Annotated in this window: 9 protein-coding genes; all 9 read left to right on the top strand. The window is 55.5% G+C overall.

What is annotated here, in order from left to right; all coding sequences use genetic code 11:
- The first annotated feature begins 14 nt into the window (after positions 1 to 14).
- The 9 genes from mutS to MKX51_RS16715 all read left to right on the top strand — a co-directional run bounded on the left by mutS (position 15) and on the right by MKX51_RS16715 (position 13154).
- Complete coding sequence (gene mutS / locus MKX51_RS16755) at positions 15 to 2873, top strand: DNA mismatch repair protein MutS (protein WP_340993209.1); 2859 nt, start codon at positions 15 to 17, stop codon at positions 2871 to 2873.
- 896 nt (positions 2874 to 3769) lie between these two features.
- Positions 3770 to 5875, top strand: a complete 2106-nt coding sequence (gene mutL, locus MKX51_RS16750) for a DNA mismatch repair endonuclease MutL (RefSeq protein ID WP_340940256.1) — start codon at positions 3770 to 3772, stop codon at positions 5873 to 5875.
- A 41-nt stretch (positions 5876 to 5916) separates the two neighbouring features.
- The gene (locus MKX51_RS16745; protein ID WP_340940257.1) at positions 5917 to 6696 is read left to right on the top strand and encodes a class I SAM-dependent methyltransferase; all 780 of its coding nucleotides are present in this window, start codon (positions 5917 to 5919) and stop codon (positions 6694 to 6696) included.
- Positions 6686 to 7666, top strand: coding sequence for a tRNA (adenosine(37)-N6)-dimethylallyltransferase MiaA (miaA, locus tag MKX51_RS16740; protein WP_340993208.1), 981 nt, complete (start codon positions 6686 to 6688; stop codon positions 7664 to 7666). Before MKX51_RS16745 ends, miaA begins: the two co-directional genes overlap by 11 nt.
- A gap of 19 nt (positions 7667 to 7685) precedes the next feature.
- On the top strand, positions 7686 to 7925 hold the full coding sequence (gene hfq / locus MKX51_RS16735) for an RNA chaperone Hfq (RefSeq protein ID WP_036724623.1): 240 nt from the start codon (positions 7686 to 7688) through the stop codon (positions 7923 to 7925).
- Between the two features lie 139 nt (positions 7926 to 8064).
- Positions 8065 to 10716 carry a transglycosylase domain-containing protein gene (locus MKX51_RS16730; protein ID WP_340993207.1) on the top strand — a complete coding sequence of 884 codons (2652 nt, stop codon included), beginning with the start codon at positions 8065 to 8067 and terminating at the stop codon, positions 10714 to 10716.
- Positions 10717 to 10874: 158 nt separating this feature from the next.
- Positions 10875 to 11429, top strand: coding sequence for a DUF402 domain-containing protein (locus MKX51_RS16725; RefSeq protein WP_076079356.1), 555 nt, complete (start codon positions 10875 to 10877; stop codon positions 11427 to 11429).
- 3 nt (positions 11430 to 11432) lie between these two features.
- The gene (locus MKX51_RS16720) at positions 11433 to 12089 is read left to right on the top strand and encodes a YdcF family protein (RefSeq protein WP_340993206.1); all 657 of its coding nucleotides are present in this window, start codon (positions 11433 to 11435) and stop codon (positions 12087 to 12089) included.
- A 90-nt stretch (positions 12090 to 12179) separates the two neighbouring features.
- Positions 12180 to 13154, top strand: a complete 975-nt coding sequence (locus MKX51_RS16715; protein ID WP_209880048.1) for an AAA family ATPase — start codon at positions 12180 to 12182, stop codon at positions 13152 to 13154.
- Positions 13155 to 13158: the final 4 nt, after the last annotated feature.

The raw sequence follows: 13158 nt of genomic DNA, 5'->3' as shown, positions 1-13158 counted from the left end.
TATGGAGGTAGACGATGGCAAACTATACGCCGATGATTCAGCAGTATCTCAAAGTCAAGGAAGGGGCTAAAGACGCTTTCCTTTTCTTTCGCTTGGGCGATTTCTATGAGATGTTCTTCGAGGATGCGCTGCTTGCATCCAAAGAGCTTGAGATTACATTAACAGGCCGCGACGGTGGAGTGGGTGAGAAGATTCCAATGTGCGGAGTGCCGTATCATGCCGCCGAGGGGTACATACAGCGACTGATCGAGAAGGGCTACAAGGTCGCGATCTGCGAGCAGCTGGATGATCCTGCCGTGACTAAAGGGATGGTCCGCCGCGATATCGTCCGGGTCGTAACACCGGGTACCGTGATGGACGGCAAGATTATTTCGGACAAAAGCAACAACTACCTCGTCTGCGTAACAGAGGAAGACGGGATGATGGCGCTGGCTGCCTGCGATTTAACGACAGGTGAGCTGTATGTCACATCGGTACTCGCAAGCACCGAGTGGCTGCGCGACGAGATCGGCATCTACGAGCCGGCGGAGATTATCGGGGATTCGGCCCTGCTGGAGGAGCTGCGCAGTGAAGCTTCCCTGCTGGCCAAGCCTGTGGTCTATACGCCGTGGGACAAGCAGGAGGAGGCGCTGGCCCGCCGCCAGTTCGGCGAAGCGGCCTGGGTCCGGCTGGAGAAGGAGCGCGGCCGTGTGCTGGCGCTGCTGATCTCCTATTTCAGCGAGACCCAGCGGCGTTCACTCGGACAGCTTACCCAGATCTCACCTTACGAGCCGGGAAATTATATGATTCTCGATCCGTTCACCCGGCGGAATCTGGAGCTGACCGAGACCGTGAGGGAACGCTCCAAAAAAGGCTCGCTGCTCTGGCTCCTGGACCGCACCGAGACCTCGATGGGCGGCCGCCTGCTGCGCCGCCGGATTGATAAGCCGCTCTTGCAGCGCGCGCCGATTGAGCGCCGTCTGGAAGCCGTCGATTATCTGTATAACCAGTTCATCGTCCGCGAGGATCTGCGCGGGGCACTGAAGGAGATCTACGATCTGGAGCGGCTGGTCGGGCGGATTGCTTTCGGCAGCGCGAACGGGCGCGATATGAACGCACTGAGGCTGTCCCTGGCCCAGATTCCTGCGCTGAAGGAGATGTGCCTGACCTCCGGCTCCACTACCTTAAGGGAGATTGGCGCGTCCATGGACGAATGTGCGGAGCTTCGTGAGGATATCGAGCGGGCGATTGTGGAGGATGCACCGGTGTCCGTGCGAGACGGCGGAATCATCCGCGCGGGCTACCATGAGCGGCTGGACGAGCTGCGGGAAGCCAGCAGCAGCGGCAAGCGCTGGATTGCCGAGCTTGAAGCGAAGGAACGCCAGGTGACCGGGATCAAATCCCTCAAGATCGGTTACAACAAAGTCTTCGGCTATTATATAGAAATCACCCGCTCCAATCTGTCCGCGCTGCCGGAAGGCCGCTATGAGCGCAAGCAGACGCTGGCTAACGCCGAGCGGTATGTCACCCCGGAGCTGAAGGAGAAGGAAGCGCTGATCCTGGAGGCCCAGGATAAGATGACAGATCTGGAATACAGTCTGTTCACCGAGCTGCGCGAGCGGATCAGCAGCCAGGTTCCGCGCCTGCAGGCGCTGGCCGAGAAGGTGGCAGAGATTGATGTGTATCAGTGCCTTGCAGCAGTCAGTGCGGAGCACCGGTTCGTGAAGCCCAAGCTGTCCGACAGCTATGATCTGCGGGTTGAAGGCGGACGCCATCCGGTTGTGGAGGCGGTGCTGAAGGATTCGGCATTCATTGCGAACGGGAGCACGCTAAGCAAGGACGAGGGCAATATCCTGCTGATTACAGGACCGAACATGGCCGGCAAAAGCACGTATATGCGCCAGGTGGCGCTCATCTGCATCATGGCCCAGATCGGCTGCTTCGTGCCTGCAGCCAGCGCCGAGGTGGCGCTGATCGACCGCATATTCACACGGATCGGTGCAGCGGATGACCTGATCGGCGGCCAGAGTACGTTCATGGTCGAGATGTCCGACATTCAGGTCATGACCGAGAAAGCAACTGCCCGCAGCCTGATCATCATCGATGAGCTGGGCCGGGGGACCTCAACCAGTGAGGGGATGGCGATTGCCCAGGCGGTGATCGAATATGTGCATGACACCATTGCCTGCAAGGCACTGGTCTCCACACATTTCCATGAGCTGGCCCATCTGGAGCAGAGCCTTGAGGGGCTGCGGAATTATTCGATGGCGGTACAGGAGAGCGGCGACAAGGTGAACTTCCTCCGCAAGCTTGTGCCGGGAGCTGCGGACAGCAGCTACGGGATCTATTGTGCAAGGCTGGCTGGATTGCCTGAAGGAATTATTGACCGGGCTTACGGGCTGCTCCAGAGCATTGAACAGGCTTCTCCGCCGGGCAGTACATCGCTGAATTACGGCACGGGTTACAGTGACCGGAGCGGGAGCGCAACGGTTATACAGGAGCATCAGGCTACCGCTGCGCAGACGCCGGATGCCGGAGAAGGAGCTGCCCCAGGCAGCCAGTCCTATTCGGCTGAACGCACCACCCAAGCTTCAGCCCATTCGGACCCGTCTTCCGAAGCCGCAGCTTCTATGGCTGCCGGACAGCGTGAAGCTGCCGTTACCCTTGCTTCTCCTGTAGAGGAAGAGGACAATGAAGTGGTGCAGCTGTCTATCTTTGGCGAGGTGGAGCCGCGCAAGAACCGCAAGGGCGGAGCCGTGGCACCTGCCGTCAAAGACAATCCGCTGCTCAAAGAGCTAATCACCGCCGTGCAAGGCGCGGATCTGATGAATATGACCCCGCTGCAGGCGATGGGCCTGCTGAATGAGCTGAAGCTGAAGGCAAGGGAGCTGTAGTTCAGCGGAACTGCTGCCGTTGAAGGTGTGCTTAAAACCGAATACGATTGGCTATTACAGCGGAATATGTAGCAAATATATGTGAAAAACAGCATACATTGTGGTCGCAAGCAGCCACACAGCCCGAATGTATGTGAAAAACAGCATACATTGTGCTCGCAAGCAGGCATACGGCCCGATGTATGTGAAAAACAGCATACATTGTGCTCACAAGCAGGCACACAGCCCGAATATATGTGAAAAACAGCATACATTGTACTCGCAAGCAGCCACACGGCCGAATATATGTGAAAAACAGCATACATTGTACTCGCAAGCAGCCACACGGCCTAAATATATGTGAAAAACTGCGTACATTGTGTTCTCAAGCAGGCACACGGCCCGAATGTATGTGGAAAACAACATACATGGTGCTCGCAAGCAGGCATACGGCCCGATGTATGTGAAAAACAGCATACATTGTGCTCGCAAGCAGGCATACGGCCCGATGTATGTGAAAAACAACATACATGGTGCTCGCAAGCAGGCGCACGGCCCGAATGTATGTGGAAAACAACATACATGGTGCTCGCAAGCAGGCACACGGCCTGAATGTATGTGGAAAACAGCATACATTGTGCTCGCAAGCAGCCACACGGCCGAATGTATGTGAAAAACAGCATACATTATACTCGCAAGCAGGCACACGGTCTGATTGTATGTGAAAAACAGCATACATTGTGCTCGCGCGAAGGTAATCTTATTCATCCGTTAGAATGATTATCTCTTTGATACGGTACGTCCTTTAAAAGGACCGCAAAGGACGGCAAAGCCGTCTCTACTTGTCCGAATAAGTCTTTACAGTCCGTTAATGATCAATATTATCTATAAAATAAATACATGCGGGGTGAACGAATATGGCCAAAATTCATGTGCTGGATGAGCATATTGCCAACCAGATTGCTGCCGGGGAGGTAGTGGAACGTCCTGCTTCTGTAGTGAAGGAGCTTGTCGAGAACGCGATCGATGCGGGCAGCACCCGCATTGAAGTCTCTGTGGAAGAGGGGGGACTGCAGAGCATCCGGGTGAAGGATAACGGCTCGGGGATCGAGCCGGAGGACTGCGAGACCGCCTTCTACCGCCATGCGACCAGCAAAATTGCCAGCGGCCGTGATCTATTCCTGATCACCAGTCTCGGCTTCCGTGGAGAAGCGCTGGCGAGTATCGCAGCGGTATCGAAGCTGACGCTGCTGACCGCAAGCGGAGACGACGGGAAGGGACGGGTACTGGACATTGAGGGCGGCAGGCTGATCCGTAATGAAGATGCAGCTTCCGGCCAAGGCAGTGACCTTACCGTGCGGGAGCTGTTCTATAATACGCCTGCCCGCCTGAAGTATATGAAGAGCATCCAGACCGAGCTGGGCCATATCTCGGATGCCATGTACCGGATGGCGCTGGCCCACCCGGATATCTCCTTCACCCTCCAGCATAACAGCAATCAATTGCTGCATACGCTGGGCAACGGAGACCTGCTGCAGGTGATTGCTGCTGTATACGGCACCTCAGCGGCTAAGGCCATGCTCCCTGTGTCGGCGGAAGATCCGGACTTCCGGATCTCCGGCTATATCAGCCGTCCCGAGTGGACACGCTCGAACCGCAATGCGGTGACGACGCTGGTCGGGGGACGTTACATCCGCAGCAACGGGCTGAACGCGGCGATCATGCGCGCTTACCATACGCTGCTGCCGATTAACCGTTATCCGCTGCTGGTCCTGAAGCTGGAGATGCACCCGTCACTCGTGGATGTCAACGTGCATCCGGCCAAGCTTGAAGTGCGCTTCAGCAAGGAACCCGAGCTGTACGGCTTCATAGAACAGCAGCTCCGCTCGCTGCTGATGGGCCAGAGCCTGATTCCGCGCCCTACCAAGGAGATCATCGGCGGCAAGAACAGCAGCTCCTTCATTCAGGAGCAATTCGCCTTCTCCAAAGGCGCGGCTCCGGGCAATATCCAGCAAGGCACGGAAGCGGGCGGTGCGGATATGTCAGCAGCTCCGCGCAGCAAGGGCCAGGGAATGCCTGGCGCTTCCAGCGGCGGAGGGGGCAACCAGCTGCCTTCCAGCGGAGGGAGCGGCGCTCCGTTCTCCGGCAGCGCTGGTCCATTAACGGACGCTGCCGCTCCAGCCGCAGAAGGCCCTTATGCGGCTTCCCAAGCATCCGGGAATACCCGGCCTTATAGCGGCAGCAATGCACAGGAGCAGCAGCAGGCCAGAGAGACGGCTGCTGCTTACAGCGGCGGGAACACCGCCCAGGGTTCATACCGCCAGCCGTCCTCCGGCCCCCGCGACAGCTACCGCCCTCCGGCAGCCATCGCTGGCCGGGGGCAGCAGCAGGCGGCCGGGGAGCTATATGCTCCTGCGGAGCAGACCGGCACTGGTCTTCCGCAGTTCCCCGAGCTGAATTATATCGGCCAGCATCACGGAACCTATATTATCGCCCAGAATGACAGCGGATTGTACCTGATTGACCAGCACGCTGCGCATGAGCGGGTGAATTATGAATTTTACTATGAGAAATTCGGCAAGCCTGAAGATGCCTCACAGGAGCTTTTGCTGCCGATTACGCTGGAGTTCACGCCTTCGGAGAGCAGGCAGCTTAGCGAACGGCTGCACTGGTTCGAGCAGGCGGGGGTCGTGCTTGAGCATTTTGGCGGGCAGACCTTCCTGGTCCGTTCCTTGCCGTACTGGTTCCCGGAAGGGGATGAGAAGGCGGTCATCGAAGAGATGGCGGAGTGGGTCTTAAGCGAACGGTCGATTGACCTCGCCAAGCTGCGTGAGAAATCCTCCATTCTCTGCTCCTGCAAGGCTTCCATCAAAGCCAACCAGAAGCTTACAGAGCTGGAAGTGGAATCGCTCCTCACCAGGCTCGCGGCCTGCCGTCAGCCTTATACCTGCCCGCATGGACGCCCGATCGTTGTGTCGTTCTCGGCCTATGATCTGGAGAAGCTGTTTAAGCGCGTTATGTAGTGGCTATATTGTACATTTATAGAGTGCAGAACGGAGGCAACATGATTATAACTACGGGCTTTGACCCGATACCGCAAGTGGTGGCCCGGGCCCGGGAGCTTGCGGACCGCACAGGCTGCGCCTATGCTCCGAGAGCGAAATTCTCGATGGGCAAGCTGGTGGAGCATTACGGGGACGAACAGGTTCTGGTGGTTCTGCAGGAGGCCGTCCGGCTGATTACGCCGGGAATGCCGCCGATGGAATTCCATCCCAGCATGGGGTTCGTCCGCGCCAAAAGAATCTTAAGAGGCGAGCCCGACCCTATGATCGATGCCGCAGGCATGCTCCCCGGTGATAGCGTGCTGGACTGCACGGCCGGACTCGGAGCGGATTCGCTGCTGTTCGCCGTCACCGGTGGGGAGACCTCCAAGGTGACGGCGCTGGAGAGCTCGCTGCCGCTGTACGCCCTCCTGCTGGAAGGGATGAGCGGCTATGTATCCGGCCAGGTGAAGGTGAACGAAGCCCTGCGCCGTATTGATGTGCGGCACGGGGATCACCTGGAATATCTGCGTGCCCAGCCGGACAAGAGCATCGACATTGTCTACTTCGACCCGATGTTCCGGGTGCCGCTGACGGATTCGGCGGCGATCTCGCCGCTGCGGCAATTCGCCAATCCGGCTGCGCTATCGGCTGACAGCGTGGCTGAGGCCACCAGGGTGGCCCGCAAGACCGTGCTGCTCAAGGAGAAGGCGCTGAGCGGAGAATTCACCCGCCTCGGCTTCAAGGAGCTGCTGCGGGCCAATGCCAAAACATCGTACGGGGTGATTACCATTGACAACTAAGAAGAAACGCAAAGTGCTTGTACTGCTGGGTCCGACAGCGGTCGGAAAGACCAGACTGAGTCTGGAGCTGGCCGAGGCCCACGGAGCCGAGATCATCTCCGGGGATTCGATGCAGGTCTACCGCGGGATGGATATTGGTACCGCCAAGATTACGCCGGAGGAGATGAAGGGCATCCCCCATCATCTGATTGATATTCATGATCCGCAGGATGCGTATTCCACGGCTGAATTCCAGGAGCAGGGGGCGCGGCTGATCGAGGAGATCAGCGCGCGAGGCAAGCTGCCTTTTATTGTGGGCGGTACTGGACTGTATATTGAATCGTTATGCTACGGCTTCCGCTTCTCCGAAGCGGTGGCTGACGAGGCTTTCCGCGAGCAGCAGGAGGCCTACGCCGAGGAGCATGGGGCTGATGCCCTGCATGCCCGGCTGGCAGCGGTAGACCCGGCCAGCGCGGAGCGGCTGCATCCCAATGACCGCAGGCGGATCATCCGCGCGCTGGAGATTTATCACCAGACGAACGTCCCGTTATCCGACTCGCTGGCCGTCCAGAAGAAGGAGTCTCCCTATGAATTATGCCTGATCGGTTTGACAATGGACCGGAAAATACTATATAAACGTATTGAAGAGCGAATCGATCAGATGCTGGCGGATGGCCTCGTGTCTGAGGTGCAGCGGCTGCTGGATCAAGGCTACGGCAGGAGTCTTGTGTCTATGCAGGGTTTGGGCTACAAGGAAATTGCCGCTTACCTGGAGGGGGAGATGACGCTTGAGGAAGCCGTGGTGCTGCTGAAGCGTGACACCCGCCGGTTTGCCAAGCGGCAGTTGTCATGGTTTCGCCACATGAAGGAGATTCAGTGGATTGACGTCCTGGAGAGCCAAAACTTTTCTGAGAATTTTGCGAAATTAAATGGTATAATAGCAGGAAAGTTTCTCACAGGTCTTGAATATACTTCTGAACAATCTAATTGAACCATTGGGGGTACGTCATATGAACAAGTCCATTAATATTCAAGATACGTTCTTGAACCAGCTGCGCAAAGAGAATATCCCTGCTACAGTATATTTGACCAACGGCTTTCAAATCCGGGGAATTATCAAAGCGTTCGACAACTTCACCATTGTCATCGACAGTGACGGGCGCCAGCAGATGGTGTACAAGCATGCGATCTCCACATTTACGCCGCAGCGGAGCGTATCACTGATGCAGGACAACAACAGCGAGAATTAAGATTTTACCGTCTTGAAGCGAAACCTTTTTGTTTATAAATCGTTTGAATAGAGAGTGCGAGAGAGCAACCTGCGAAGGTTGTTCTTTTCATTCGTGAACATCATTTATGTTTTTTCCGTTAAGGGAGTCAGGAGGCAGCATGTCCAGAGACCAGTTAACCCGGAGCGGCGGTAACAGAAACAGAGGAAGTCAGCCGCCAAGCTCCCAAGGGAAGCCGAAGAAAAAAAAGAAAAGATACTTAACCAAAAAACGTGTGCTGTGGAGTTTGTTTTTTTCAGTTGCGCTGGCTATTTTTTGTGCGCTGGGCGGCTATTTGTTCATCATGCTGAACGGGCAGAAGCTGCTGGAGGAGAACAGGGATAAGCTGACGATCAATCCGCCGACACAGATTTTTGACCGGAACCGGAACCTGATCGGAGAGCTGTCATTGGAGAAAAGCGATCCGGTGGAATATGAGGATCTTCCCCAGATGCTTGTTAAAGCATTCGTAGCCACCGAGGATAAACGGTTCTTCGAGCATAACGGGGTGGACCTCTGGTCCATCGGACGCGCGGCCGTTAAGGATATTGCGGCCCGCAGTATGGTAGAAGGCGGGAGTACAATTACCCAGCAGCTGGCGAAGAACATCTTTCTGAACCGCGACAAGACCTTCTTCCGTAAGGCGACCGAGGTTTCGATTGCCGTTGCACTGGAGAAAAGCCAGACCAAGGAAGAAATTATTACCATGTATCTGAATCGCATCCCCTTCGGAGGGACGATCTATGGTATTAAGGCCGCTTCCATCCGTTATTTTGGGGAAAGCGATCTGAATAAACTCGAGCTTTGGGAAATAGCCACTCTGGCTGCAATGCCCAAAGGGCCGTCCCGCTATAATCCGCTGCGTAACCCCGAGCTGTCGAAGGAACGCCGGGGCGTAGTGCTTCAACTCATGTATGAGCAGAAGCTGATTACCAAGGAGCAGATGGACGAGGCGAAGGCTGTGGATTACAACTACAAGCCGCCTGAGAAGAAGCAGCGCTACCAGGCATTCATTGATTATGCGATTGGTGAGGCTGAGGACAAATTCGGGCTGACCGAGGATGATCTCAACATCGGCGGGTATAAGATTTATACAACTATGGATAAGCATGCCCAGGAGACGATCGAGGATGCTTTTGCCGACAGTGATAACTTTGAGAAAAGTGTGGACGATGAGCTGGTACAAGGCTCGATGACCATTGTGAATCAGGAGAACGGCAGCGTTGTAGCCTTGATGGGCGGACGTAATTATGAGAAAAAAGGCTACAGCCGGATCGACGGCAGCCGCCGCTCACCGGGTTCTGCCTTCAAGCCCCTGGTATCCTATGCACCGGCACTGGAATCCGGCAAATTCACGAATGATTCCATGCTGAGCAATGAGAAGCAGTGCTTCGGCAAATATTGTCCGAACAATCTGCACGGGTACTCGAAGTCGATCAGTATGAGCGATGCGCTGACGAAGTCGGAGAATATTCCGGCAGTCTGGCTGCTGAATGAGATCGGTGTGAATACCGGCTTCCAGTTCGCCAAGAAGCTTGGCATCAACCTGAAGGATGAAGACAAGAACCTGTCGCTCGCCCTGGGCGGGATGAGTGAGGGAACGAACACGATGGAGATGGCCCAGGCCTACAGTGCCTTTGCTAACGGGGGAGAACTGCGGGAGGCATACTCGATCAAGTCTATAGCTGACGCTGATGACAAGACCGTCTACAAGGCGAACACCAAGGCAGACCGTGTGATGAGTGAACAGACGGCCTATCAGATGACAGAGATGATGCAGCGTGTTGTACAGGACGGTACAGGTAAAAAAGCGAAAATTAACCGTCCGGTAGCCGGTAAGACCGGTACAACACAAAGCGGTTATAAGGGCATCAGCTCGAACCGTGATGTCTGGTTCGTCGGCTATACGCCGGAATGGACGGCAGCGGTATGGATGGGCTACGACAAGCCGAGCAAGACCCATCTGCTGAAGAACAGCAGTCCGCTGGCCGCTGCCTTCTGGGGCAAGGTCATGGAGAAGGCGCTGGAAGGTGTACCTGCCAAGCAGTTCCCGGTACCGAAGGGCGCTGCTCCAGAGGTAGAGGCTACGCCGACGCCTGAAGCGGTATCGGCGGTAACGGGCTTCCAGGCTGCGTATGATCCATCCACGATGACGGTCAATATGAGCTGGAATCCTGCTGCGGCCAGCGGGGTAGAATACCGTATTTACCGCCGCGAGACGTCTGAAGCAGACTTCACCCCGCTCATGAACACCATGGCCTCGAATATCGGGGACATCAGTGCGATGCCGGGACTGTCTTACGAATATTATGTTACTGCATATTATCAGGAGCTTGATCAGGAGAGCGAGCCTTCTGAGACTATAACGGTGTCCGTTCAGGACGAGCTTCAGACCCCTGAGCCGGAGATGACGCCTGACCCGAATCTGCCTACGGATAGCCCCGATAACGGCGGCGATTCCGGAAATGGAGAGAACGGCGGCAATCCGCCAGACAATGGACCTGGGAATAACGGATCAGGTAATAATGGTCCAGGCAATCACGGTCCAGGTAATAACGGCAACGGTCAAGGCGGGGATAACGGCAGCGGAGCCGCCACATCCCCGCCTGAGATAACACCGCCGCCTGCGCCTGCCACGACAGAGCCGTTACCGACACCGGAGGCGACAACCGGTACGGTTGATCCCGGAATCATCCCTGACCCGAATGCCGGAACCGATCCGGCAAGTGATCCGGGCAGCGGTTTTGTCGAAGGACCCGGCAATGTGCATTAGACTGACTTGAAGTCAAATTCATAGCATGAACGATTACCCTGACAGCTCCGGGAGCTCTGCGCGATGCAGAATTGCCGGATGTCGGGGTTTTCTTGTTTTGAGTGTCTCTGCAAAATGTGTTAAGCTGAATGCACCATTATCAGAAGAGGGTTATTCATATGAAACGTAAATTCGGAGACCGGGCCAACTGGCGCAGGATTACCCGCCGCCATTTTGCCTGCCGCTATGTGGAGACCCGGGAGTTCAGCGGTTATATCACACTCTACACTATATACGGGCTGAAGGAGCCGCTATGGAAGAGTTACGGCAGGCATACATACCGCATTGCGGACAAGGGATATTCATGGCTGCAGTATTTTCCCAAGGACAGCCACTATATTGTGACGGCCATGTTTGATGAACGGCAAAATATTGTGCAGTGGTACATTGATACCTGCAAGGTCCAGGGTGTGACCGATCAAGGGGTTCCCTGGTTCGACGATCTGTATCTGGATGTTGTCGTACTGTGGAATGGTGAAGTGTTTTTGCTGGATGAGGATGAGCTGGAGGAAGCGCTGGAGCGGGAAGATATCACGGACAGTGATTACCAGTTAGCCTGGTCAACAGCCAATGCAATACTGCGTGCGATAGACGCTCATGCCTTTCCGTATTTCTCCCTTTCACTGAAGCATCGTGCCGAATTGTTTCATCACGGAGAATTTAGGAGGAAGTAGATCATGGATTGGTATGTCTATCATCGGGGTTCATCCCCGATACGTAAAGTGTCGCGCAAGCGCCATCACCGTACAAAGCGGGTGCTGGCGGTTTCGCTGCTGGTACTGATTGTGGCCGGATTCATCTGGTGCGGAGTAGCTTTTAACAGAATTAACAGTGCAGCAACTACCTCGCCCATGGTGAAGGCGGACGCCGGAGTTATTCTGGGGATGTCGATGTGGGGGAATGAACCGAGTCCCGGGCTGAAGGAACGGCTGGATTATGCGCTTGAGCTGTATAAGTCTGGTGCATTCAGCCATTTTGTTGTCTCTGGTGGGCTGGATCAGCCGGAGTATAAGTACACAGAAGCCGAAGGCATGCAGAGGTATCTGGTTGCCCATGGAGTACCGGATAAGGTGATCTATCTGGAGGACCAGTCTACCAGCACTTACGAGAACCTGCTCTTCAGCAAGACAGTCATGCAGCAGGAGGGCTTGTCTTCAGCCGTCGTGATTACCCATGATTTCCATGGCCGCCGCGCCTTGGAAATTGCGCATAAGCTGGGGTACAAGAACCCGGAGCTTGGCGTCACAGAGTCTAAAGTGATGTGGATGCTTAAGTATAAGTCCCGCGAGATTCTGGCCTACACCAAATGGAAGTTGCAGGAGCTGTCGCTGTAAATCTGCTAATTTCCAAAACTGCTAATAACGCCTTTTATACTGGAATAGACTGGTTAGAGCAAGTCAGACCTGTATAATGAGGTGAACTAGGTGAACGGACATGTAGCGGCGGCAAGCAGCGGACGGGAAGAACGCAGACCGTCCAGGCAGATTAACATTGTGCTGAATAATCAGGCTCCGGCCCCGGTGTCCGGCTTGCCGGCTGATAGCGCAGGCGGCACGGCAGCTCCCAAGCCCGGCAGCCATAGCGGACTGTTCCAGGAGCTGAGCCGGGAGCTGGATGCACTTGTAGGTCTGGATAACATCAAAGAGCTGGTCTTCGAGATCTATGCCCTGCTGCAGGTGGCCCAGATGCGCAGTGAAGCCGGACTTGCCACCGGAGGCCAGGCCTACCATATGGTATTCAAGGGCAATCCGGGGACTGGCAAAACCACGGTTGCACGGATTGTGGCGAAGCTGTTCCAGCGGATGGGTGTGCTCAGCAAAGGGCATCTGATTGAAGTAGAGCGCGCAGATCTGGTAGGCGAATATATCGGACATACTGCCCAGAAGACGCGGGATCTGGTAAAAAAAGCGCTCGGCGGTATTCTCTTCATCGATGAAGCTTACAGTCTGGCCCGCGGCGGAGACAAGGATTTCGGCAAGGAGGCCATCGACACTTTAGTGAAATCGATGGAGGACCACCGCAGCCAGTTTGTCCTGATTCTGGCCGGGTATTCCGGCGAGATTGACTATTTTCTGATGAGCAATCCGGGTCTGCCCTCGCGGTTTCCGATCCAGGTTGAATTTCCCGATTATACCATCGACCAGCTGCTGCAGATTGCCGAGCTGATGGCCAAGGACCGTGATTATATTTTGATGCCGCAGGCCATACTCAGACTCAAGCAGCATTTGCTTATGGAGAAGACAGAGAGTCTGCATGCTTTCAGCAATGCAAGGTATGTACGCAACAGTATTGAGAAGGCGGTACGCGCACAGGCTGTGCGGCTCTTGAACCAGTATGAGAGTACAAGTCCGGGCAAGCAGGAGCTGATGACGCTGCGGACCGAGGATTTCAAAGGATAGTCCA

Origin of the sequence: Paenibacillus sp. FSL M7-0420 (genome assembly GCF_038002345.1) — a bacterium.
Taxonomy (GTDB): Bacteria; Bacillota; Bacilli; order Paenibacillales; family Paenibacillaceae; genus Paenibacillus_AQ.
The sequence above is the reverse complement of the archived record's forward strand: the minus strand, read 5'-3'. Positions and strand labels throughout refer to the sequence as shown.